The sequence below is a fragment of the Pseudooceanicola aestuarii genome (assembly GCF_010614805.1).
Taxonomy (GTDB): Bacteria; Pseudomonadota; Alphaproteobacteria; order Rhodobacterales; family Rhodobacteraceae; genus Pseudooceanicola; species Pseudooceanicola aestuarii.
Genome location: NZ_JAAFZC010000001.1, coordinates 1,352,308 through 1,374,226, shown reverse-complemented (window position 1 = coordinate 1,374,226; position 21,919 = coordinate 1,352,308). Strand labels below are relative to the sequence as shown.

Genomic DNA, 21,919 nt, shown 5'->3' with positions numbered 1-21,919 from the left:
GTGGCCGGACCAGGTGTTGGATCAGGTGGCCGGGTCGTGGCCAAAGATCTCCGCCAGGATCGCCTCAAGCGCGCGGGCATCGGCGGTCGTGAACGCATTGGGCCGATCGCTGTCGATATCCAGCACCCCGATCACCAGCCCCGTCGCGTCGCGCACCGGGATCACCAGTTCCGATCGGGTCGAGCTGGAGCAGGCGATATGGCCCTCGAAGGCCTCCACATCGGCGACGATCTGGGTCTGCGCGGTACGGGCAGCAGCGCCACAGACACCGCGCGAGAACGGGATCACCAGGCAGCCGTGCCCCCCCTGGTAGGGCCCGATCTTCATCAGGCCCGGTTCGGTCACGCGGTAGAACCCGGTCCAGTCGAATCGGGCGTCGGAATGGTGAATCTCGCAGGCCAGTGTCGCCATCAGCGCGACCTGATCGGTCTCCCCCTCGGTAAGGGCGCGCAGGGTCTGGGCCAGCATTTCGTAATCAACGGTCATTTCCGGCCTCCTCGGGGCATTTCTTGAAGGCTGCATACCGGATGGTAACGATTGGCGTCTACCCTCACGGCCCATGCAACAGCTACAGCGGCGGATCATGGACTTTACAATCGAAAGCTTGCCCCACGCCAGGATCGTACGCGTGATCGCCAGTCGGATCGACGCGGCGGCCACCGTCTGGTTCAAGGATCGCATGCGCGAAATCACGGTGCGGGGCCGGCCAAACCCCTCCGGGCGGGTGGTGCTGGACCTCGCGCTGGTGGACTTCGTGGATTCGAGCGGCCTTGGCGCCATCGTTGCCACCTGGAAGGGGATGCCCGCCGGCCAGGTTCTGGAACTCGCGGCGCTGAACCCGAATGTCGAACGCGTCTTTCAGCTGACCCGGATGGATCGGAAATTTGCCATCCACCCGGATGTGCAATCGGCGGTGCAGACCCATGCGGACTGATCCCGCGCCCCCGGATTCGGTGGGCACGATCGCTCCGTCGCCGTTTCGCATCGATTTCTCGTCGAGTCTTTTCGGCGTTCGGGAGGCTGTGGGCGCACTTTGCGCCCATCTGACCCGCGCCGGGCTGGACCTGGAGGAAACCGGCGCCGTCGAACTGGTCACGGCGGAGGTTCTGAACAATGTCGTGGAACATGCCTATCGCGACGCATCGCCCGGTCCCATCGCCCTGACCTGCCAACAGGCGACAGACGGGCTGCATTTCCAGGTGATCGACCGGGGTCGACCGATGCCCGGCGGGAGATTGCCGCCCGAATTGTTGTCCCTGGCCGCCCCGGACCCCGAATTGCTGGCCGAAGGGGGCTACGGCTGGTTCATCATCCAGGACCTGGCACGCGACCTGTCCTACCAGCGCACCGGCAACCGCAACGAATTGACGTTCCGCATGGCCGTCGCCCTGCCGGTGTGGAACTGACCCCTGCCGCCAGCGGTACGATTTGCGGAAAGGAAAGTGCCCCAAAATAGCCCGAATGCCAGCGAATTACTGCCCCGAAGATCGGAGAAACATGAGGGGTAGCTGCAAGAGGCTTCCCTCGGCGTCGCGTTCCACAGCCCCCACCCAGTGCGCGATGTCGAGGTTTTGCAGCCCTCCCCACCATTGACCTTTCGCGCGTCCTGACGGACCCTCCATCGCCACAGATGGAAAGGAACACCATGCGCGATCTGCATCTTCCCGGCCGCTCTCCGGTTCGGGCCGCCAATGGCATCTGCGCCACGTCCCATCCCCTTGCCGCCCAGGAGGCCCTGCGCATCCTGCAATCGGGTGGCAATGCCATGGATGCGGCGATTGCGGGCGCGGTGCTGCTGGGGGTTTGCGAGCCGCCGATGTGCGGGCTGGGCGGGGATCTTTTCGCGCTGGTCTCGCCCGCGGGGGGTGACGACGTTCAGGCGCTGAACGGATCGGGCCGCGCGCCCGCCGGGGCCGATGCCCAGGCCCTGCGCGACCAGGGCCTGAGGGAAATCCCCCGCGATCACCCGCTTGGCGTCACCATGCCGACCGCCGTCCGGGGCTTCTTTGCCCTGTCCGAACGCTGGGGCAAGCTGGGAATGGCCGACAGCCTGGCCCCTGCGATCCGCTATTTCGAGGAGGGGGTGCCGATCCACGACCGCGTCGCCTTTGACTGGGCCCGCGCGGCGGGGGCGCTGAACCCCGCGGCCCGCAAACATTTCCTGCCCTGGGGCGCCGCCCCGGCCCCCGGCGCGCGCTTTGCCCTGCCAGGCCAGGCGGAGGTCCTGCGACGGCTGGCGGCGATGGGGCCGCAGGCCTTCTACGAGGGCGAGGTCGCAGACGATATCCTGTCGGCATTGCAGGCCCTGGGCGGCCCTCACACGGCGGCGGACCTGGCCAACACCCGCGCCGAATTCACCGACCCGGTGCAGGGCCATTATCAGGGCCTGGATGTGGTGGAGCATCCGCCAAACGGCCAGGGCGCGACGGCGATCCTGCTGCTGAACATCCTGTCGCAGTTCGATATCGCCGGGATGGATCCCTGGGGCACCGCCCGCGCACATATCGAAGCGGAGGCGACGAAACTGGCCTATGACGCCCGCAACCGGCTGCTGTCCGATCCCGATTACGGCGACGGCGCGGCAGTGATGATGGACCCGGCCACCGCCCGCGACCTGGCGGCACAGATCGACCCCAAGGGGGTGCTGCCGCCTTTCCCGCCCGCCTCCGGCGCGGCGCACAAGGACACCGTCTATATCACCGTGGTCGACCGCGATCGGATGGCCGTGTCGCTGATCTACTCGGTGTTCCATTCCTTCGGCTCCGGCATCGGGACCGAGAAATTCGGTCTGTCGTTGCAGAACCGGGGCACCGGGTTCAACCTGATCCCGGGCCATCCGAACGAGCTGGCCCCCGGCAAGCGCCCCGTCCACACGATCATTCCGGGGATGATCAAGCAGGAGGGGCGCGTGACCATGCCCTTCGGCGTGATGGGCGGCGCCTACCAGGCAACGGGCCATGCGCGGTTCGTTTCCAACCTCATCGATTTCGGGCTGTCGCCGCAGCAGGCCATCGACGCCCCCCGCGCCTTTGCCGCCGACGGGCAGTTGCAGGTGGAACGGGGCTATGCCGACAAGATCCGCCAGGAGCTGGCAGAGCTGGGCCATGACGTCACGATCCCCGACGTCCCGATCGGCGGCGCGCAGGCGATCCGTATCAATGACGATGGCATGCTGGAGGCCGGGTCGGACCATCGCAAGGACGGCTGCGCCCTGGGCTACTGAAACCGCCGAGATCTCCGAACCTACGGAAAGGACGGGCGGTCCGGTCCTTTCCGACCTTTCGGGCCTGCGCGCCCTGCCAGTCAGGCCCGAAAAACCTCGCCCCCCCCGCCGAAGACAGCCAACCGCAAGAAATGACAAAGGCGCCGATCCTGCCGCACCTGCTGTCGAGCTGCGGGATTTCCGTCAGTTCATGTGGAAATGCAGCGGATAATGACCATCCTGGAACGGCCCGAACAGATCGGGAATGTCTGGATGGTCCACCGGTTCGCCGCTCATGTCCTCGATCAGGTTCTGTTCGGAGACATAGGCCACGTAATAGCTTTGATCGTTCTCCGCCAACAGGTGGTAGAACGGCTGATCGCGCAGCGGGCGCGAGTCTTCGGGAATGGCCGCGTACCATTCCTCGGTATTGCTGAATTCCGGATCGACGTCGAAAATCACCCCGCGAAACGGGTGCTTCTTATGACGTACCACCTGACCCAGATGGTATTTCGCGCGTGTCTTTAACATAGTCTTGCAGCCCCTTGCGTGCACTATTACCCTCAAACGCCGCCCAGTGTCCAACAAGCAGGGCCAATTTGAGGGAAACAGTTTGTGAACCTTGTTCTGACAGTGCTGGAAATCGTCGCGCCCGTGTTTCTGCTGGCCGCTATCGGCTTTACCTGGGTGCGCATGGGCCTGGAATACAAGGTTGAATTCGTCACCCGCATGGCGATGACCCTGGCGGTGCCCTGCCTGATTTTCGTCGCGCTCATGCAGACCGAAATCGACCCCAAGGCGCTGACCACGCTCAGCCTTGCGTCTATCGTCAGCTATGGCGCCCTGACCCTGATCGCCGCCGCGATCCTGCGGTTCGGCGGCCAGGACCAGCGCACCTACCTGGCGCCGCTGACCTTTGGCAACACCGGCAACCTGGGCCTGCCCCTTGCGCTTTTTGCCTTTGGTGACACAGGGTTGGGTTATGCGGTCGTCGTCTTTGCGATCATGGCGCTGTGGTCCTTTACCTTCGGGGTCTGGATCGTGTCGGGCGGCGGGTCGTTGCGGCCGGCCCTGAAGGAGCCGCTGGTCTGGGCGACGGTTCTGGGCGGGATCTTCCTGTGGCAGGGTTGGGAAACGCCCGTATTCCTGACCAACACTTTGGACCTGATCGGTCAGATGGCGATTCCCATGATGCTGATCACTCTGGGCGTGGCCGTGGCCCGGATGCGGCCCGGGCGCACCCTGCTGGCGGTGGGCATGTCGGTCGCCAAACTGGCGCTGTGCATCGGCATCGCCTGGGTCGCCGGCCGGTTCTTCGCGCTGGAGCCCGTCGCCTTTGCCGTACTGGTCCTGCAAATTTCCACCCCTGTGGCGGTGACCTCCTACATGCTGGCCGAGAAATACGGCGCGGATTCGGATGCGGTCGCCGGGCTGGTCGTGGCCTCGACGCTGATCTCCGTCGCGGCGATTCCGCTGCTTCTGGCAGTTCTGCTCTGACCCGGCTGTGGAAAACGTGATTTCGCCCGGCGGCGTTTTCCGTTAAGCTGGAAAAAAAGAACAGAGCAGAAAAAAGCGAGAGGCAGATGAGCAGGAAGCTCTCAGCGATTTTGATCGTATTGGTTCTGGCGTCCTGTGGCGGCGGTAAATATTCGGCGCCCCGCAACCTGGACAATGCCTGTGCCATCGTCACGGAACGGCCCAAGTATCTCAGGGCCTTCAAACGGGCCGAACGGCGCTACGGTGTGCCGATCGCCGTCCAGATGGCCGTCATCCACCAGGAAAGCCGGTTCATCGGCAATGCCAAGACGCCGCACCGCTATGCCCTGGGGGTGATTCCGATGGGGCGGCAAAGTTCGGCCTTCGGCTACAGCCAGGCGCTGGACGGCACCTGGGACGAGTACCGGCAGGATACAGGCCGGCGCGGCGCCCGGCGCACCGACATCGACGACGCCACCGATTTCATGGGCTGGTACATGCAGAAGTCCAATACCGGGCTGGGCATTCCGCTACATGACGCCCGCAACCAGTACCTTGCCTATCACGAGGGGCGCACCGGCTACGCACGCGGCTCGTACAACGGCAAGCCCTGGCTGCTGGGCGTCGCCGAAAAGGTGCAGGCGCGGGCGACGAATTACTCCATCCAACTGGCCGCCTGCCCCCGCGTCTGAGACGCGGGCGGCCCCGCACATTGCCCGGCTGGCGCGGAACCGAAGAGCGGATCAGCGCATCCGCTCTCTCTCCGTGTTCAGCTGAATGTTGAAGTAGGAATCCTTGAGGTTCAGCCCGGTGCGCAGATCGCCCAGCACCATGGTCGTGGCGCCGCCCGCGTCGTCGTTCACGACCCATTGGCGCAGCTCCACCGGGTTGCCGGTGAACACCAGTTCGATATTGCCGTATTCGGGATGTTCGGGATCCTGCGCCGTCACAATGGTAGAGGGGCCGTCCTCGCGGTGGCCGGTTACCATGCGGGCGCGGGTCAGATCCACATTGTCGTCCAGAATGATCTTCAGGGGCGTGCGCGACAGCGGGTAGGTTTCCGGCCCGGCATCGGATTTCGGGTCATGGATCGCCACAGCGCCCGCAGAGGCCAGCACCAGCGCATCATTGGGCGGCGCATATTCGAACCGCATCCGGCCCGGACGCTTGATATACAGCGTCCCGGTGGAGATCGACCCGTCGTCGTTGATCTGGGTGAACTTCGCCTCGGCCGATCGGATGCTGTTGAGATAGGCGGAGATTTCCGACAACGGCAGCGGTTCTGCCGCGACGGGCAGCGCGATGGACAAGGCAGCAAGGGCGGGGGCCAGACGGCGCAGCAGGATGTTCATGCAGATGAAATAACCCCGAGGTGCATCCGGTTCCATAGCGGCGCTGTCACATCGCCGCGAATTCGCCCGGCTGGGCGGAACGGCGCCGGGGGCCACGGGGCGCCACCGCAGGACACCACGCAGCAGGTGACGATGGAAAAGGGGCGGCCCCCCGCCGGAGAACCGCCCCTGATGACCTTGCCGCCGGGTCCGATCAGACCGGTTCGGGCACCAGCACCTCGCGTTTGCCGACGTGGTTGGCGGGGGACACGACGCCCTGATCCTCCATCTGTTCAACCAGACGAGCGGCCTTGTTGTAGCCGATGGCCAGTTTTCGCTGGATATAGGAGGTGGAGCATTTCCGGTCCTTCGCGACGATCGCCACCGCCTGGTCATACAGCGCGTCCTCGCCGTCGGAATTGCCGCCCAGGCCCAGCACCGCATCGATATTGTCGGCCTTGTCCTCGCCCGGCCCTTCAACCACGCCACCGATATAGGAGGGCGGGCCAAAGGATTTCAGATGGCGCACGACCTCCTCGACTTCCTCGTCGCTGACAAAGGGGCCGTGACAGCGCGTGATCCGCGCGCCGCCCGCCATGTAAAGCATATCCCCCATGCCCAGCAGCTGCTCCGCGCCCATCTCGCCCAGGATGGTGCGGCTGTCGATCTTCGATGTCACCTGGAAGGAGATCCGGGTGGGGAAGTTCGCCTTGATCGTGCCGGTGATCACGTCGACGGACGGGCGCTGCGTGGCCATGATCAGGTGGATCCCCGAGGCCCGCGCCATCTGCGCCAGACGCTGGATGCAGGCCTCGATCTCCTTGCCCGCGACCATCATCAGGTCGGCCATCTCGTCCACGATGACGACGATATAGGGCATTTTCTCGGGCTGGATCTCCTCTGTCTCGAAAACGGGCTCGCCCGTCTCGTCGTCGAACCCGGTCTGCACGGTGCGGGAGAACGTCTCTCCCTTGGCCAGCGCATCGGAGACACGGCCGTTGTAGCCATCGATGTTGCGCACGCCCATCTTGGACATCTTGCGATACCGTTCCTCCATCTCGCCCACGACCCATTTCAGGGCGACGACGGCCTTTTTCGGATCCGTCACCACGGGCGACAGCAGGTGCGGGATACCGTCATAGACCGACAGTTCCAGCATCTTGGGGTCGATCATGATCAGCCGGCATTCATCCGGTGTCAGCCGGTAGAGCAGCGACAGGATCATGGTGTTGATCGCCACCGATTTCCCGGACCCGGTGGTCCCGGCGATCAGCAGGTGGGGCATCTTTGCCAGGTTGGCAACCATGGATTCGCCACCGATATCCTTGCCCAGGGCCAGCGGCAATTTCATGTGCGTATCGCCGAATTCCCGCGCCGACAGGATTTCCCGCAGCACGACCATCTCGCGGTTGTCATTGGGAAGTTCGATCCCGATGACCGACCGGCCCGGCACGGTGGAGACCCGCGCCGACAGCGCCGACATCGACCGCGCGATATCGTCCGACAGCCCGATCACGCGCGACGCCTTGAGGCCCGGCGCCGGTTCCAGCTCGTACATGGTGACGACGGGACCGGGGCGGACCGACACGATCTCCCCCTTCACGCCGTAATCGTCCAGCACGTTCTCCAGCATCCGGGCGTTTTCCTCCAGCGCCTCGTCGGACAGGTGGTGGCGGGTGATCTCGGACGGGCTGGTCAGCAGGGACAGCGGCGGCAGCTCGTAGTCGGTTCCGGCCTCGTCGAATTGCAGGCCGGGCTGGGCCTCCGCACGAGCGCGGGTCGAGGGCTGGGCCGGTTTGCGCGGCGGATGTTCCACGACCTTGCGCGGTTCGACCTTGGGGACAATCATGCGCGGCGGCGTGCTTTCGCGGAAGGGCAGCGGTTCGTCGTCGCCTTCCTGCGGCCGGATCTCGGCCAGGGCAGCCGGCGCGCCCGGTTCGGGCGGCAGGTCATAGGCGCTGTCGGCCGGGGTCAGGTCCGGCGCGGCACGGCGCCGTACCGGTTCGGCGGAGGCATCGCCCGGCACCTGCGCGTCCCGGCGGGGATCATAGGCCCCGTCAAAGCCGTCATCGTAGCCAGCGTCGTACCTGTCATCGTAGCGATCATCATGGCCCGCGCCCTGCGGATTGCCGTAATCGTCGACATGGCCTCCGGCAGGCGCAGCGGCAAAATGGTCCTCTGCCGTCAGCGGTTCAGCCATCTCCGCCATCGGCGCCTCGGCACCGGAGTGGCGGGCGGCCATCGCGGCGGCACAGATCACCGGGGTCGCCATCCCGGCACCGGGCAGCGCCTCGGGCGCGGGCGGGATGGCGCGCTGCGTCAGCGGCGGTTCCTCTGCCGCAGGGCCGCGAGGGCCGCCGGTCAGGGGCGGCTCGGACCGGCTACGGCTGCCGCGTGCGGCCTCCGCGATGCGGGCGTTGCGCCGGCCCATGATGGCGCCGTCATCGGTCAGGGTCGGCACGCGCCGCGCACGCGAACGCACCACCGATGCGATCTTGGCCTTGATCCGCTCATCGCCCGGCATGTCGATATCCAGGTCCAGCGGGTCGCGCTCCACCAGCTCGTCCTGCGGCATCTCCATCGGTTCGGGACGGCGGATCAGGCCGGGCAGACGGCCCAGCAGGCCGGGCTTTTCCGCCGGAATCGGATCGGCTGCGGGGTAATCGCCCAGCGCATCGTCCCAATCCTCGGTCAGCAGGTTCTGATCGTCTTCCTCGTCCGCGTGGAACCAGGCGGTATCCTCGCGTGCCTCGCGGCGCTGTGCGCGGCGGTCGGCCATGCGGCGGCGGGTGCTATCGGCGGCGCGGACGGCCCCCGTCGCCCCCAGCCCGACCAGCGACCGCAGCCCGGCATAGGCCAGCACCAGCCCGATCAGCGCATAACGTCCCATGCGTCGCGCCTCCGGCAGGGTGACGCCGCCGACAAAGATGCCCAGTGCCACGACGCCGAACCCCAGAGCCAACGCCAGCAGGTTCAGCGACACGCCGGGATCCAGCGGCACGATGCCGATGGCTGCGCCCAGCACCGTATCGCCGAACAGCCCGCCCATGCCGAACGCATGGGTCCACTCGGCCGAGGGCACCAGCGCGGAGGCATAGATCGACACGATGGCAACCCAGATCGGGGCAAAGACCAGCCGCCCCGTTGTCCCGTCTTCCACCCGGTGCAGGCCGAACCGCAGACCCCACAGCCCGCAAATCGCGACCAGCGCCCAACTGCCCAGCCCCAGGATCATCATGAACGGCGCCGCGATGGCCGATCCGAACAGACCCAGCCAGTTTTCCACCGGCGCATCGCTGGCCGAGATCCACGACGGATCCTGCGGCGAATAGCTGGCCAGCATCAGTCCCAACAGCACGGACACTCCCAACAGGGCCAGGCCTGCCAGCTCCCGCCCGCGTTTTTCGATGGCGGCCTGCATGTTGCTGTCGAAAAGCGGATCGCGTCCCCGTGTCTGAAATGCCATGTTCCGTTCCCTATCTGTAAAGACAATCGCGCAGGCTGGTCAGGCCGCGCGCCGTCTTGTCCTTCGGGGCCACCATCGCGACCCTGATATACTCTTTACCCGGATTCTCGCCGGCAACCGTCTGGCTGAGGTAGGCGCCCGGCAACACCCGTACCCCGGCCTCCTGCCACAGGCGCAGGGCGGCGGATTCGCCATCCGGCACCGGCAACCACAGGAAGAATCCCCCTTCCGGAGAGGCATAGCCCGGCACGGCGCCCAGCAGATCATCCGCCATGGCGAATTTCTCGGCATAGAGGGCACGGTTGGCGATCACGTGATCCTCCTCTGCCCACAGCCGTTCGGACACCCGTTGCAACGGCAGCGGGATCGGCGCCCCGGTATAGGCGCGCAGCTGGCGGATGCGGGCCATGCTGCGCGGTCCCGCGGCCACAAAGCCCGAGCGCAGCCCAGGCACGTTCGACCGTTTGGACAGCGATTCGAACAGGACCACCCGCTCCGGATCCGCGCCCATGCGCGCCGCGATCTCCAGCGCGCCGGGGGGGGGCGTGTCACGATAGATCTCGGAATAGCATTCGTCGGACAGGATGCGGAAATCGTGACGTTCGGCCAGGGTGAACAGCTCTTCCCAATAGGCGGCAGAGGCCACGGCCCCCTGCGGGTTGGAGGGAGAGCAGACATAAGCCGCCGTCACCCGGTTCAGCACCTCGGGCGGCAGGCTGGCGTAGTCGGGCAGATACCCGGTCGCGCGCGTGGCGGGAACGAACATCGGCTCTGCCGCGACCGACAGCGCGGCCAGCATGTAGACCTGGTAGAACGGGTTCGGGATCAACACCAACGGCACCTGCCCCGCCTTGCGTTCGGGAAACAACGCCATGCCGACATTGTAGAGCGCCTCGCGCGTGCCGTTCACCGCCGCGATCTGGCTGTCAGCCTCCAGTGTCGTGCCGAACCGCCGCGCGACCCAGTCACGGATCGCGCCGCGCAGGGCCGGGGTGCCATCGTTGGGCGGATACCGCCCGAATTCTTCGGAATGATCGGCAATAACCGTCGGCACCCAATCCGGAAACGGGTGCTTTGGCTCACCAATCGTCATATCCACAACCTCGCCGCCCGGATCGTGATGATCCAGCAGGGCGCGCAGGCGTGGGAATGCGTATTCCGGTAGGTTCGAAAACCGCTCGGGGTACATGTGCGCTGCCTCAGGATTACGGGATCGTTATCGCCCCGTTTTGCCGGATCGTAGCGCATTGGTCGGCCACCCGTCCAGCGGGTGCCGGGGCCTGCCATCCGTTTGTTGTATTTAAGACAATGCCGCGACCCCCGTGCCACAGTCCCCCTGCCCCGTCCCGCGCGACGGGAGCAGCGGCAGCAGGGCGCATGGACAAACCAGCCCGGCCGCACATATTGCGGGGCATGAGCATTGACAGCGACATCCTGATCACCGGCGGCGGCCTGAACGGCCCGGTTCTGGCCCTGGCCCTGGCGCGGGCCGGCTTCTCCAGCACCGTGATCGACGCCCTGCCCGACGCAGCCCATGGCGACGCCGGTTTTGACGGCCGCGCCTATTCGCTGGCGCTGGCCTCCGTCCGGCTGCTGCGCGCGGTGGGGGTCTGGGACCGTGTCGGCACGGACAGCCAGCCGATGCTGGAGATCAAGGTCAGCGATGGCCATCCCGGCACCGGTGCCGCGCCCTTTTTCATGCATTTCGACCATGCGGAGATCGAAGAAGGCCCGATGGGCCACATGCTGGAAGACCGTCACCTGCGCCGCGCCTTGCAGGCGGCGATGGCCGACAGCCCGGCGATCACTCATCTGGCGGGAGAGACGGTGACCGCGCAGGAGATCACCCCCACGACCGCCAGCGTCACCCTGGCCTCCGGCCGGGTGCTGCACGGACAGGTTCTGGCGGGCTGCGACGGGCGGTCCAGCGGCACGGCGCGGCGGGCGGGCATCGCGCGGCGCGGCTGGGGCTATGGGCAGACGGCACTGGTTTGCGCCATCGCGCATGAAAGGCCGCACGACGGCGTGGCGCATCAGTTCTTCATGCCCGCCGGGCCGCTGGCGATCCTGCCGTTGCCGGGCAACCGGTCCTCCATCGTGTGGAGCGAACGGGACGCCCTGGCCCGCGAGATCGCCGCCCTGCCGGAGGGGGAATACCTCGCCGCCCTGCGCCCGCGCTTTGGCGACTTTCTGGGCGATATCCGGCTGGAGGGGGCGCGGTTCTCCTACCCTCTCGGCCTGTCGATCTGCGACCGCTTCGTCGCGCCCCGGCTGGCACTGGTGGGCGATGCCGCGCATGGGCTGCACCCGATCGCGGGCCAGGGCCTGAACGCCGGGCTGCGCGATATCGGCGCATTGGCGCAGGTGCTGACCGACGCCCGCCAGCGCGGCGAGGATATCGGCGCCATCGACGTGCTGGAGCGGTACCAGGAATGGCGCCGGTTCGACACGCAATCCCTTGCCCTGGCGACAGACCTCAGCAACCGGTTGTTTTCCAATGACAACCCGCTGCTGCGTCTGGGGCGCGATCTGGGGATGGGAGCGATCAACGCCCTGCCCGGCCTGCGCCGCAGCTTTATCCGGGAGGCCGCCGGACTGACCGGCGACCTGCCTGAATTGATGCGCTAACCGCGCGCCGCCGTGTCATCGTCCTGCCCCAGAACGGGGGCGGGACGATCCAGCGCCAGATCCGCATCGGAAAACCGGAAGGGGGAGCGCACATTGGGCACCCCATCCAGATCCACCCGCATCCCGCGCGCCTGCACCTGCGGGTCATCAAACACGTCGCGCATGGTGTTGATCGGCCCGGCAGGCACGCCCTGCGCCTCGCAGGCGGCCAGCAGCGCGGCCCCGGTGAACCGCAGGCAGGCTTCCTGCAACAGGGCGGCCATCTCCTCGCGGTTGGCGACGCGGTCGGAATTGGTCAGGAACCGCGGGTCGTCCTTCATCCCCGACAGGTCCAGCAGGTCGCACAGGCGATGGTACTGGCCGTCATTGCCGGTTGCGATGATGATATGCCCGTCCGACACCGCGAAGGTCTGGTAGGGGCCCAGATTGGGGTGATAATTCCCCGTCCGCGCCGGCGGTGTGCCGGTGGTCAGATAGTTCAGCGCCTGATTGGCGGTGATCGACACCGCGCAATCCAACAGCGCCATGTCGATATGCTGCCCCCGACCCGTGGTCTGCCGCTGGTGCAGCGCGGCCAGGATCGCCGTGGCGGAATAGACGCCGGTGAACAGGTCGGTGATCGCCACCCCCGCGCGCTGCGGCGCGCCATCGGGTTCGCCGGTGATCGACATCAGGCCCGACATGCCCTGGATGATGTAATCATACCCCGCCCGGTGGGCATAGGGCCCGGTCTGACCGAACCCGGTGATGGAGCAATAGATCAACCGGGGGTTCACCTCTTTCAGGCTGTCGTAATCCAGCCCGTATTTCTTCAGCCCGCCCAGCTTGAAATTCTCGACCAGAATATCGGCATCGCGCACCAGGTCGCGCACCATCTCCTGTCCCTCGGGCGTGCGGAAATCGCAGGTGACCGAGGATTTCCCCCGGTTGCAGGAATAGTAATAGGCCGCACTGCGATCGCCATCACGTTCGACAAAGGGCGGGCCCCATTGGCGGGTATCGTCGCCTGCGGGGCTTTCGACCTTGATGACTTCGGCACCCAGATCGGCGAGGGTCTGACCGGCCCAGGGGCCGGCCAGGATTCGGGCCAGTTCAACGACCTTCAGGCCGGACAGCGGTGCGCTCATCAGCCGTTCAGTTCCGCATCCAGCACGTCCCGCAGATCGGCATAGGACATGTTGGAATGCTTGGTTCCGTTGACGAACAGGGTCGGCGTGGCGGTCACGTCGTCTTCTTCGGCGTTCTCCTGGAACCAGGCGACCAGCGTCCGGGCCTTGTCCTGGTCGGCCAGGCAGGCTTCGATCGTGTCGTCTTCCATGCCGGCGACCTTGCCGATGCGGCGCAGGTTGTCCGCGATCTCGGCAGGGCTGTCACCGTTCAGCCATTCTTTCTGCTTGGCGTAGATGACATCGGCCAGGCCAAAGAACCGCGCGCCATCGTCGCAGCGTGCCATCAGCGCGGCCCACAGACCGAAGCGGTCGAAATACACGTCACGGTAGATGAACCGCACCTTGCCGGTGTCGATGTAATCGGCCTTCAGATCCTTGAACACATTCTGGTGGAATGTCGCGCAATGCGGGCAGGTGAAGGAGGCGTATTCCACCATCGTCACTGGCGCGTTCTCGTCACCCAGCACCATCTCGTTGATGGTGGAGGTATCGACATCGCCCCCGGTTTCGGCCTGGGCCAGAACCGGACGCGGGGTCGTGCCGAAGTAGATCCCGCCAGCAGCGAGAAGGGCGGCGGCGGCGGCTGTCCCGCCTCCGAGTAGGGTCCTGCGGTCCATCTGTGATCCTTCCGTTAATTCAGGTCTTGCGTAGAACATTGCGGCCCAAAGCTTCAAGCGCCTCACGCAGGCCGGTGTCGGCAACGCCCTGCGCCACATCGGCGGCACGGGCGGTGGTTTCGGGGTCCGGCCGTTCCGGCGCACGGGGCGTCGGACGCAGCTGGAAATCGGCCTGCCCGTCGGCAAACCCGGTGGGCGCGGTCTGGGTGACGCGAATCCGGGCGATGGCGTTGTAGCCGTAGCAACCGTTGACCTTCTGGCGCACCTGTTCCTTCTGCATCTCCAGCAGCGGCGCGTTCGGCCCCGTGGTCAGCAGTGTCAGCGCCGCGCCCAGCTGGCCGCGACCGTATTTCACATCCACCGGGCGGGCGATGGCGGCAATGTCGGGGCCGACGATCTCCTCCCAATGGGTCAGCAGGCGCGACACGGCAAAGCCCCGCGATTCGCCCGCGTGCCGGATCCGCTGTTCCAGCAGCTTGGACGTGCGGGCAAAGCCGTAGGTGGTGGTCTTGCGCGGAGGCATGGCCCTTCCTTTCGTTGCACCCTATCTTACCCTTCTGCCGCCCATGGACCAGCGCGGCAAGCGATCAGGAGGCATAACACTTGCGTGAGACAGCGAGAGCGGCAGAGCTGCTGGACTGGTACGACCGCAACGCCCGCCAGATGCCGTGGCGCGTCGGCCCCGCCGCGCGGCAGGCCGGGCAGCGGCCGGATCCGTATCGCGTCTGGCTGTCGGAGATCATGCTGCAACAGACCACCGTGGCGGCGGTGCGGGCCTATTTCACCCGGTTCACCACGCTCTGGCCCACCGTGGCCGACCTGGCCGCCGCCCCGGATGACCGGGTGATGGGGGAATGGGCGGGCCTGGGTTATTACGCGCGCGCCCGCAACCTGCTGAAATGCGCGCGGGTGGTGGTGGCCGATCACGCCGGGCAGTTCCCGGATACCCGTGACGGGCTGATCGCCCTGCCCGGCATCGGCCCTTATACCGCAGCCGCGATCGCCGCCATCGCCTTTGACCGGGCAGAGGCGGTGCTGGACGGCAATGTCGAACGGGTGATGGCGCGGATCCACGACCTGCACACCCCCCTGCCCACCGCCAAACCCGCGCTGAGCGCCCTGGCCGCCGCCCATACGCCGCCAGGACGGCCGGGCGATTACGCCCAGGCGGTGATGGACCTGGGCGCCACGATCTGCACCCCGCGCAACCCCGCCTGCGGCATTTGCCCCTGGATGGCCGATTGCGCCGCCCGTCATGCCGGGACCGCCACCCAACTGCCCCGCAAGACACCCAAAAAGCCCAAGCCGGTACGCCAGGGGCTGGTCTACCTCGGCCGTCGCACCGATGGCGCCTGGCTGCTGGAGCGGCGCCCGGATCGCGGGCTGCTGGGCGGGATGCTGGCCTTCCCTTCCACGGATTGGCGTGAAACGACCCCCGATCCCGATCCGCCGGCCGTCGCCCGCTGGCGCGATCCCGGGGCGGAGGTGCGCCATACCTTCACCCATTTCCACCTGCGCCTGTCGCTGCGGCTGGCCGATCTTCCCGCCGATTGCACGCCGCAGCGCGGCTTTTTCGCCGCCCCCGCAGACTTCCGCCCCGCCGATCTGCCGACACTGATGCGCAAGGCATTTGACCTGGGCCAACCTACCTTCGTACAAGATTAGGCAACCCGCCGCCGCAACAGGAGAGGCCCGGATGTCCCAGCCCCCCGCCCTCACCGATCCCCGCGCCATCGCGCCGTTTCTGCTCTCGCTGGCGATGGTGCCACTGGCGGTGATCGGCGCCGTTCATGGCGGCTGGACGGTAATCCTGCTGCCCGCCTACGGCTTTGTCGTGTTCTCCATCCTGGACGCGATCCTTGGCCTGAACCCCGACAATGCCGATCCAGACACCGACGACGCCGATCTGATCTGGTACCGCGCCATCACCATGGCCTGGCCCGCGGTACAATTCGTGACGCTGTTCTGGCTGATCTGGTACGTCGCGCGCGCCGATCACCTGGGGGTCTGGGAAACGCTTCTGCTGCTTTACGGCGTCGGCACCATGACCGGCGCGGTGGGCATCGTCTACGCCCATGAGTTGCTGCACCAACGCAACCGGACAGAGCGGTGGCTGGGCGATATCCTGCTGTCCATGACGCTTTACTCGCATTTCCGTACCGAACACCTGCTGGTGCATCACGTCCATGTCGCCACCCCGCGCGACGCGGTCACCGCGCGCTACAACGAGGGGTTCTTTCACTATTTCTGGCGGGTGTTGCGGGACTGCCCCCGGTCCGCCTGGCGGGCAGAGGCGCACCGGCTGGAGAAACGCGGCAAATCGCCCTTTGACCGGGCCAATCCGTTCTGGCGCTATGCCGCGCTACAGGGGGCGATGCTGGTGCTGGCGCTGGTGCTGGGCGGGGCGACGGGGCTGGTGCTGTTCATCATTCAGGCGTTCTTTGCCGTCTGGATGCTGGAACTGACAAACTATGTCGAACATTACGGGCTGACGCGGAAATATCTGGGCAATGGAAAATTCGAACATGTCAAACCGCACCACAGCTGGAATGCCGCGCACAGGGCGACGAACTGGCTGCTGATCAACCTGCAACGCCATTCGGACCACCATTACAAGCCCGACCGCCGCTTTCCGCTGTTGCAGACCCATGGCCCGGAACAGGCGCCGCAGCTGCCGCATGGCTATCCCCGCATGGCCACGCTGGCGATGGTCCCGCCGCTGTGGCGCCGCCGGATGAACCCACGCGTACGCAAATGGCGGGCGATGTATTATCCAGAGATCACGGATTGGACGCCCTACAAGGCGGGGCGCCACGCCGATTGACCACGGCGCGCGGGGCCTGACCCACGCGCCGCGATGCCCGGCCCGGCCGGTCAGACGGCTTCCAGCATCAGGGCGATGCCCTGGCCGACGCCGATGCACATGGTGCAGATCGCACGCTTTGCCCCCATGTGACCCATGGAGATCCCCGCCGTCAGCGCCAGCCGCGCGCCGGACATGCCCAGCGGGTGACCCAAGGCAATCGCCCCGCCATTGGGGTTCACGAAATCCGCATCGTCCGGCAGGCCCAGCTGCCGGGTCACGGCCAGCCCTTGCGCGGCAAAGGCCTCGTTCAGCTCGATCAGATCGACGTCGCCGATGCTGTGGCCGGTCAGCGCCAACAGCTTTTCCGTCGCCGGCGCCGGGCCAATGCCCATGATGCGCGGCGGCACGCCTGCCGTGGCCATCCCGGCAATGCGCGCGCGCGGGGTCAGGCCGTATTTCTCCACCGCCGCGGCAGATGCCACGATCAGCGCGGCGGCGCCGTCATTGACGCCCGAGGCATTGCCCGCCGTCACCGACCCGCCTTCGCGGAAGGGCGTCGGCAACTTGGCCAGTTTTTCCAGAGAGGTCTGGCGCGGATGTTCGTCCCGATCCACGACAATGGCCTCGCCCTTGCGCTGCGGGATCGTCACCGGGGTGATCTCCTCCGCCAGGCGGCCAGATTCGATGGCCGCCAGCGCGCGCGTTTGCGACCGCAGCGCAAAGGCATCCTGCGCCTCGCGACTGATGTCGAACTGCTCGGCCACGTTTTCCGCCGTCTCGGGCATGGAATCGGTGCCGAACTGCTTGTGCATCGCCTTGTTCACAAAGCGCCAGCCGATGGTCGTGTCGTAGATCTCTGCCCGGCGGGAGAACGCGCTGTCGGCCTTGGGCATCACCAGCGGCGCGCGCGACATGGATTCGACACCGCCCGCGATGGCCAGCTCGATCTCACCGGTCTTGACGGCGCGGGCGGCGGTGCCCACCGCGTCCAGCCCCGAGCCGCACAGCCGGTTCATCGTCACGCCCGGCACCGTGTCGGGCAGGCCCGCCAGCAGCAGCGACATGCGCGCCACGTTGCGATTGTCTTCGCCCGCCTGGTTGGCGCAGCCCATGAAGACCTCGTCCACCTGGACGCCGGGGTTGCGGGCCATCAGCTCGCGCATCACATGGGCCAGCATGTCGTCCGGCCGGACCGAGGACAGCGCCCCGCCATAGCGTCCGATCGGTGTGCGCAGCCCGTCGCAGAGGAATGCCTCGGTCATGATCTCTCTCCCTTCAAAGGTTGGCGGCAAATTGCGCGATCCGGTGCGGGGGGTCAAGTTGCCGGAATGCATTTCCGCAGAGCGAACCGAACGCCCGGTTCCGGTCGCTTTCCCCTTGATTTACACCGCGCAGCCCGCAAATCTTTTGGTATGACCGTTCAGCCCCCCACCCCGTTCCCGCAGCCCGCCCCGGTTCAGACCGCGTTCCACCGGACCGAGCTGAACGTGATCCTTTCCCTTTATGGGCGCATGGTCGCCGCCGGAGAATGGCGCGACTACGGCATTTCCAACCTCAGCGACATGGCGGTGTTCTCGGTGTTTCGGCGCACGGCGGAACATCCCCTCTACCGGATCGAGAAACGCCCCCGCCTGCGCAACCGGCAGGGGCAATATTCCGTGGTCGGCATGGATGGTCAGATTCTCAAGCGCGGGCATGACCTGAAAACCGTCCTGCGCGTGCTGGAGCGCAAGCTTATCCGCGCGGTGGAGTGATCTCCGCGATCCGCCGCCGCGCCGTCACCGGCCCGTCGCCTCCCGCGTGAATGCGGGCAATGGCCTGTTCACGATCCTCGAAGGCCACGGCCATGTGATGGGCATTGGCATGCAGGATCCGCCTGTCATCGGCGACCCAGGCGACATGCCCCTTCCAGAACAACAGGTCGCCCCGGCGCAACGGCGCATCCATATCCAAGGCCTCGCCCAACTCGGTCGCCTGCATGTCACTGTCGCCGGGCGCGGACAGGTTGCACAGGGCCAGCCCCGCCTGCACCAGCCCCGAACAATCGATACCGTAAGCCGAATTCCCGCCCCACAGATAAGGCGTGCCCAGCAGGCGTTCCGCCACGGTCACCGGATCGGCGGCAGGCTGGTGCAGCGGCGCCAGATGGCCTTGGGGCACATGCCCCACCGCCGTGGCGGCAAATCCGTTCTGCACCCCCGTCACCGCCACCGCCGCCCCCATGGGCAGGGCCATGCGATCCGGCGATTTCAGGTCCGGCGCGGCATAGGCATGGGTGGCGCGGGTGATCACCCTGTGGGTGGGCGTCGCGACGGGCCCGAGCGCCTCCTGCACCAGATAGCCGACATAGCCATCCGCATCCGCCTGGACAAAGGCGTGATCGCCCCGCAGTTCAATCACCGTGACGGCGGCGCCCAACAGCAGCTGCCGATCCCGCGCGCCACCCGGAGCGGCGCAAAGATCCGCCACGGGCCAGACCACCTGCGCCGCCTGCCCCGACACCGCATGACGGCCCGGCGCGCGATCGGCCACCCCCTGCAAGGCCACCCGATCATTGGCGGGAAAGCGACGGCGATCCACGAATCACAGCGCCAGGATCTGCGGCAGCGCGCCCAACACAGCCCGCCCACCCTGGCCAAATCCGCCCTGGCTGCGCCCGGGCTGGGCCGTCGCGCTCCAGCTGTAGACATCGAAATGGGTGTAGCGCACCTGCCGACCGGCGAACCGGCGCAGGAACAGCGCGGCGGTGATCGCCCCGCCGAACCCACCCTTGGGCGCATTGTCCAGATCGGCGATGCCCGGTTCGATCAGCGCCTCGTAGGGGTCATGGAACGGCATCCGCCAGACCGGGTCCGCGCCCTGCCGCCCGGCGGCGTCGATCGCAGCGAATACGGCATCGTCATCTGCAAAGACCGGCGCCAGATCCGCCCCCACGGCCACACGGGCCGCGCCCGTCAGCGTCGCCATGGAGAGCATCAGATCCGGCTCTTCCTCCGCGCCATAGGTCAGCGCATCCGCCAGAACCAGCCGGCCTTCCGCATCGGTGTTGTTGATCTCTACCGTCAGTCCGGCGCGGGATGTCAGGATATCCTGCGGGCGGAACGCGTCGGCCGAGACGGCGTTTTCCACCGCCGGGATCAGCACCCGCAGCTGCACCGGCAGCTTCAGCGCCATGATCGACCGCGCCAGGCCCAGAACGTTGGCCGCGCCGCCCATGTCCTTTTTCATCAACCCCATGGAGGCGGCGGGTTTCAGGTCCAGCCCGCCGGTGTCAAAGCAGACCCCCTTGCCCACCAACGTCAGCTTGGGGCCCGCCTCGCCCCAACGCAGGTCGATCAGACGCGGCGCGCGCGCGGCGGTCGCGGCGCGGCCCACCGCATGGATCATGGGGAAATTCTGATCCAGCAGAGCCTGCCCCTCGATCACCGTGCAGGCGGCGCCGAAATCGCGGGCCAGGGCCTGTGCGGCAGCGGCCAGTTCAGCCGGCCCCATGTCGGCGGCGGGGGTATTGACCAGGTCGCGGGTCAGCGCCTCGCTTTCGGCAAGGGTTTCGATCCGGGACGCATCAACCCCGTCAGGAGCGATCAGCAGGTGGCGAGCCGGCGACTGCCGGGCATAGCGGTCAAAGCGGTAATTGCCGAACAGCCAGCCCAAAGCCTCCGCCTCCAGCTCCGCGCCCGCCAGCCCGGAGGCGATGCGGTAGGTGCCCGGAGGCAAGGCATGCAGCGCACCGGCCAGCCAGAACCGACCCCGCGCGCGACCAGCGGCATCGCCATGGCCGATCAGCGCCATGGCCGGCGTGCCATCGGGGCCGGGTACCGCTATGCCGGTTTTCAGCGCGCCAGCAAAGCCGGAGGCGGAAATCCAGGCGCGGGCCGTATCGTCCTGCCTGGCCAGGAAATCGTCCAGCGCCTCGGCCGCGACGACATGCAGGGGGATCGCCGCCTTGGTCGTGGCGGCAAATTTCATCGGAGTGTCGGTCATGGGAATGTCCAGCCAGTGGTTTTCGGCAGGCTATCGGGTTCATCACTGGCTGCAAGCGACTTTCGCCCCGCCCCCCTCCGCCCGCCGAGCCCCGCATCCCAGCCGGATATCCCGGACACCAGCCCCGACCAAGGCCGGTCGCCTTTGTCCCTGATCGCGGAAAGCGGGCGTTCGCCGATGCGCAGCGGGCGCGGCAGCACGCCCAGTGCGGTGGCGCCCCCCTCGCGGGCCTGCGCCTTTCCCATGCGCAAAAGGCCGGTCAGCGGGATAGACTCCAGCCGGATCCCTTCCCATTGTCTTGACACGAAGACATCTCGTACCAAGCCGGTTCTTCTTACCTGAAACACCTCTTCCAGGGTGGAGTGGAAAGCTTCACGATTCCTTTCTGCAATCCCGATCTTGCGTCTGAAATTCATCAGATTTTCGATGCATTTGCCCGGAACACGTTTCGCAGCGCGATTTCCCCCGCTATAGAACCCGACAACCATCCCGACAGAGGAGCCATGCGCATGGATCACGCCAAACCGCTGCCATCCTACCTGGTGCAACGCTATCACGGCTGGAAGGCGACCGCCTATGCCGAGAACCGTGCCTGGTACAAACGCCTGGCGGACGAGGGACAGCGCCCGCGCGCCATGTTCATCTCGTGCTGTGACAGCCGCGTGAACATGAGCGCGATGTTCGGCGCCGAGCCGGGGGAATTCTTCATCCACCGCAATATCGCCAACCTGGTTCCCCCCTACGAGCCCGACGGCCAGCAGCACGGCACCTCGGCGGCGGTGGAATACGCGGTGACCGCGCTGAAGGTCGCGCATATCATCATCGTCGGGCATTCCAAATGCGGTGGCGTGAAGGGCTGCCATGACATGTGCGCCGGCCACGCCCCGGAGCTGGAGGAAAAGTCCAGCTTTGTCGGCCGCTGGATGGACATCCTGCGCCCGCGCTACGACCGGGTGAAGGACATCGAGAACGACGACGACCGGTTCCGCGCTCTGGAAAAGGAGGCGGTGCTGGTCTCTCTCGACAACCTGATGACCTTCCCCTTCGTGAAGGATGCGGTCGATGCCGGGAACCTCAGCCTGCACGGCATGTGGAAGGACATCGGCGGCGGCGAGATGGAGCAGTTCCAGCCCGAAGAAGGCGCCTTTCGCCCGATCTAGGGCCCGTCGGCGCCCATCGGCGCACTGCGGCCCGACCGTCCTGACAGCAGGGGCCCCGACGCGGTGACGCGCGGGGCCCC

General features: G+C 66.6%; 22 protein-coding genes. 10 read left to right on the top strand and 12 right to left on the bottom strand.

The window, feature by feature from the left end; translation table 11 throughout:
- Window positions 1–21: 21 nt before the first annotated feature.
- Entirely contained in the window at window positions 22–486 is a 465-nt protein-coding gene (locus G5A46_RS06425; protein ID WP_163848384.1) for a GAF domain-containing protein, read from the bottom strand.
- A gap of 97 nt (window positions 487–583) precedes the next feature.
- On the opposite strand from G5A46_RS06425, the gene G5A46_RS06420 reads away from it, so the two are divergent.
- The 3 genes from G5A46_RS06420 to G5A46_RS06410 all read left to right on the top strand — a co-directional run bounded on the left by G5A46_RS06420 (window position 584) and on the right by G5A46_RS06410 (window position 3,223).
- Window positions 584–934, top strand: coding sequence for an STAS domain-containing protein (locus G5A46_RS06420; protein WP_163848382.1), 351 nt, complete (start codon window positions 584–586; stop codon window positions 932–934).
- Window positions 924–1,406, top strand: coding sequence for an ATP-binding protein (locus G5A46_RS06415; protein ID WP_163848380.1), 483 nt, complete (start codon window positions 924–926; stop codon window positions 1,404–1,406). Before G5A46_RS06420 ends, G5A46_RS06415 begins: the two co-directional genes overlap by 11 nt.
- Window positions 1,407–1,645: 239 nt before the next feature.
- A complete protein-coding gene (locus tag G5A46_RS06410; protein WP_163848378.1) occupies window positions 1,646–3,223 on the top strand; it encodes a gamma-glutamyltransferase family protein in 1,578 nt (525 codons plus the stop codon).
- Window positions 3,224–3,406: 183 nt separating this feature from the next.
- On the opposite strand, the gene hspQ is transcribed toward G5A46_RS06410, so the two are convergent.
- Window positions 3,407–3,733 (bottom strand): heat shock protein HspQ, encoded by a 327-nt coding sequence (gene hspQ / locus G5A46_RS06405; RefSeq protein WP_163848376.1) that lies wholly within the window; start codon window positions 3,731–3,733, stop codon window positions 3,407–3,409.
- 84 nt (window positions 3,734–3,817) lie between these two features.
- Between hspQ and G5A46_RS06400 the strand changes: the two genes are divergently transcribed.
- Both G5A46_RS06400 and G5A46_RS06395 read left to right on the top strand, forming a co-directional pair.
- Window positions 3,818–4,699, top strand: a complete 882-nt coding sequence (locus G5A46_RS06400) for an AEC family transporter (RefSeq protein ID WP_163848374.1) — start codon at window positions 3,818–3,820, stop codon at window positions 4,697–4,699.
- An 86-nt stretch (window positions 4,700–4,785) separates the two neighbouring features.
- Complete coding sequence (locus G5A46_RS06395) at window positions 4,786–5,370, top strand: transglycosylase SLT domain-containing protein (protein WP_163848371.1); 585 nt, start codon at window positions 4,786–4,788, stop codon at window positions 5,368–5,370.
- Window positions 5,371–5,421: 51 nt separating this feature from the next.
- Here G5A46_RS06395 and G5A46_RS06390 read toward each other — a convergent pair whose 3' ends face one another.
- The 3 genes from G5A46_RS06390 to G5A46_RS06380 all read right to left on the bottom strand — a co-directional run bounded on the left by G5A46_RS06390 (window position 5,422) and on the right by G5A46_RS06380 (window position 10,664).
- Window positions 5,422–6,030, bottom strand: a complete 609-nt coding sequence (locus G5A46_RS06390) for a LolA family protein (protein WP_163849907.1) — start codon at window positions 6,028–6,030, stop codon at window positions 5,422–5,424.
- Window positions 6,031–6,223: 193 nt separating this feature from the next.
- Window positions 6,224–9,475: a DNA translocase FtsK gene (locus tag G5A46_RS06385; protein WP_163848369.1), complete on the bottom strand. Its 3,252-nt coding sequence runs from the start codon at window positions 9,473–9,475 to the stop codon at window positions 6,224–6,226.
- Window positions 9,476–9,485: 10 nt separating this feature from the next.
- On the bottom strand, window positions 9,486–10,664 hold the full coding sequence (locus G5A46_RS06380; protein ID WP_163848367.1) for an aminotransferase class I/II-fold pyridoxal phosphate-dependent enzyme: 1,179 nt from the start codon (window positions 10,662–10,664) through the stop codon (window positions 9,486–9,488).
- A 188-nt stretch (window positions 10,665–10,852) separates the two neighbouring features.
- Here G5A46_RS06380 and G5A46_RS06375 point away from each other — a divergent pair, with 188 nt between their 5' ends.
- Entirely contained in the window at window positions 10,853–12,103 is a 1,251-nt protein-coding gene (locus tag G5A46_RS06375; RefSeq protein ID WP_204318699.1) for a UbiH/UbiF/VisC/COQ6 family ubiquinone biosynthesis hydroxylase, read from the top strand.
- Here the strand turns inward: G5A46_RS06375 and G5A46_RS06370 are convergent.
- The 3 genes from G5A46_RS06370 to G5A46_RS06360 are packed head-to-tail and all read right to left on the bottom strand — an operon-like array spanning window position 12,100 to window position 14,412.
- Complete coding sequence (locus tag G5A46_RS06370) at window positions 12,100–13,230, bottom strand: CaiB/BaiF CoA transferase family protein (protein ID WP_163848363.1); 1,131 nt, start codon at window positions 13,228–13,230, stop codon at window positions 12,100–12,102. The genes G5A46_RS06375 and G5A46_RS06370 overlap by 4 nt on opposite strands.
- Entirely contained in the window at window positions 13,230–13,889 is a 660-nt protein-coding gene (locus G5A46_RS06365) for a DsbA family protein (RefSeq protein WP_163848361.1), read from the bottom strand. Before G5A46_RS06365 ends, G5A46_RS06370 begins: the two co-directional genes overlap by 1 nt.
- Window positions 13,890–13,908: 19 nt before the next feature.
- A complete protein-coding gene (locus tag G5A46_RS06360) occupies window positions 13,909–14,412 on the bottom strand; it encodes a DUF721 domain-containing protein (RefSeq protein ID WP_163848359.1) in 504 nt (167 codons plus the stop codon).
- An 80-nt stretch (window positions 14,413–14,492) separates the two neighbouring features.
- Between G5A46_RS06360 and G5A46_RS06355 the strand changes: the two genes are divergently transcribed.
- Together G5A46_RS06355 and G5A46_RS06350 are read left to right on the top strand one after the other, a co-directional pair.
- Window positions 14,493–15,554 (top strand): A/G-specific adenine glycosylase, encoded by a 1,062-nt coding sequence (locus G5A46_RS06355; protein ID WP_239520644.1) that lies wholly within the window; start codon window positions 14,493–14,495, stop codon window positions 15,552–15,554.
- Window positions 15,555–15,585: 31 nt separating this feature from the next.
- On the top strand, window positions 15,586–16,713 hold the full coding sequence (locus tag G5A46_RS06350; protein WP_163848357.1) for an alkane 1-monooxygenase: 1,128 nt from the start codon (window positions 15,586–15,588) through the stop codon (window positions 16,711–16,713).
- A 50-nt stretch (window positions 16,714–16,763) separates the two neighbouring features.
- On the opposite strand, the gene pcaF is transcribed toward G5A46_RS06350, so the two are convergent.
- Entirely contained in the window at window positions 16,764–17,957 is a 1,194-nt protein-coding gene (gene pcaF, locus G5A46_RS06345; RefSeq protein WP_163848355.1) for a 3-oxoadipyl-CoA thiolase, read from the bottom strand.
- Between the two features lie 150 nt (window positions 17,958–18,107).
- On the opposite strand from pcaF, the gene G5A46_RS06340 reads away from it, so the two are divergent.
- Window positions 18,108–18,449 carry a DUF2794 domain-containing protein gene (locus G5A46_RS06340; protein ID WP_163848354.1) on the top strand — a complete coding sequence of 114 codons (342 nt, stop codon included), beginning with the start codon at window positions 18,108–18,110 and terminating at the stop codon, window positions 18,447–18,449.
- On the opposite strand, the gene G5A46_RS06335 is transcribed toward G5A46_RS06340, so the two are convergent.
- Genes G5A46_RS06335 through G5A46_RS06325 form a run of 3 tightly spaced genes read right to left on the bottom strand, consistent with a single transcriptional unit; the run spans window position 18,430 to window position 21,197 of the window.
- Window positions 18,430–19,275 carry a C40 family peptidase gene (locus G5A46_RS06335; RefSeq protein WP_163848352.1) on the bottom strand — a complete coding sequence of 282 codons (846 nt, stop codon included), beginning with the start codon at window positions 19,273–19,275 and terminating at the stop codon, window positions 18,430–18,432. The genes G5A46_RS06340 and G5A46_RS06335 overlap by 20 nt on opposite strands.
- A gap of 3 nt (window positions 19,276–19,278) precedes the next feature.
- A complete protein-coding gene (locus G5A46_RS06330; protein WP_163848350.1) occupies window positions 19,279–20,679 on the bottom strand; it encodes a leucyl aminopeptidase family protein in 1,401 nt (466 codons plus the stop codon).
- Entirely contained in the window at window positions 20,676–21,197 is a 522-nt protein-coding gene (locus tag G5A46_RS06325) for a hypothetical protein (RefSeq protein WP_163848348.1), read from the bottom strand. Before G5A46_RS06325 ends, G5A46_RS06330 begins: the two co-directional genes overlap by 4 nt.
- On the opposite strand from G5A46_RS06325, the gene G5A46_RS06320 reads away from it, so the two are divergent.
- Window positions 21,189–21,839, top strand: a complete 651-nt coding sequence (locus G5A46_RS06320) for a carbonic anhydrase (RefSeq protein ID WP_163848347.1) — start codon at window positions 21,189–21,191, stop codon at window positions 21,837–21,839. The two genes, G5A46_RS06325 and G5A46_RS06320, sit on opposite strands and share 9 nt — an antisense overlap.
- The last annotated feature ends 80 nt before the right edge of the window (window positions 21,840–21,919 follow it).

Bases quoted from the DNA above. Each gene is read 5' to 3' on its own strand.
- G5A46_RS06415 (WP_163848380.1), top strand. From the start codon at position 924: ATGCGGACTGATCCCGCGCCCCCGGATTCGGTGGGCACGATCGCTCCG.
- G5A46_RS06390 (WP_163849907.1), bottom strand. From the start codon at position 6,030: ATGAACATCCTGCTGCGCCGTCTGGCCCCCGCCCTTGCTGCCTTGTCC.
- G5A46_RS06425 (WP_163848384.1), bottom strand. From the start codon at position 486: ATGACCGTTGATTACGAAATGCTGGCCCAGACCCTGCGCGCCCTTACC.
- G5A46_RS06330 (WP_163848350.1), bottom strand. From the start codon at position 20,679: ATGACCGACACTCCGATGAAATTTGCCGCCACGACCAAGGCGGCGATC.
- G5A46_RS06375 (WP_204318699.1), top strand. From the start codon at position 10,853: ATGGACAAACCAGCCCGGCCGCACATATTGCGGGGCATGAGCATTGAC.
- G5A46_RS06360 (WP_163848359.1), bottom strand. From the start codon at position 14,412: ATGCCTCCGCGCAAGACCACCACCTACGGCTTTGCCCGCACGTCCAAG.
- G5A46_RS06365 (WP_163848361.1), bottom strand. From the start codon at position 13,889: ATGGACCGCAGGACCCTACTCGGAGGCGGGACAGCCGCCGCCGCCGCC.
- hspQ (WP_163848376.1), bottom strand. From the start codon at position 3,733: ATGTTAAAGACACGCGCGAAATACCATCTGGGTCAGGTGGTACGTCAT.
- G5A46_RS06385 (WP_163848369.1), bottom strand. From the start codon at position 9,475: ATGGCATTTCAGACACGGGGACGCGATCCGCTTTTCGACAGCAACATG.
- G5A46_RS06320 (WP_163848347.1), top strand. From the start codon at position 21,189: ATGGATCACGCCAAACCGCTGCCATCCTACCTGGTGCAACGCTATCAC.
- pcaF (WP_163848355.1), bottom strand. From the start codon at position 17,957: ATGACCGAGGCATTCCTCTGCGACGGGCTGCGCACACCGATCGGACGC.
- G5A46_RS06340 (WP_163848354.1), top strand. From the start codon at position 18,108: ATGACCGTTCAGCCCCCCACCCCGTTCCCGCAGCCCGCCCCGGTTCAG.
- G5A46_RS06395 (WP_163848371.1), top strand. From the start codon at position 4,786: ATGAGCAGGAAGCTCTCAGCGATTTTGATCGTATTGGTTCTGGCGTCC.
- G5A46_RS06410 (WP_163848378.1), top strand. From the start codon at position 1,646: ATGCGCGATCTGCATCTTCCCGGCCGCTCTCCGGTTCGGGCCGCCAAT.
- G5A46_RS06370 (WP_163848363.1), bottom strand. From the start codon at position 13,230: ATGAGCGCACCGCTGTCCGGCCTGAAGGTCGTTGAACTGGCCCGAATC.
- G5A46_RS06350 (WP_163848357.1), top strand. From the start codon at position 15,586: ATGTCCCAGCCCCCCGCCCTCACCGATCCCCGCGCCATCGCGCCGTTT.
- G5A46_RS06420 (WP_163848382.1), top strand. From the start codon at position 584: ATGGACTTTACAATCGAAAGCTTGCCCCACGCCAGGATCGTACGCGTG.
- G5A46_RS06380 (WP_163848367.1), bottom strand. From the start codon at position 10,664: ATGTACCCCGAGCGGTTTTCGAACCTACCGGAATACGCATTCCCACGC.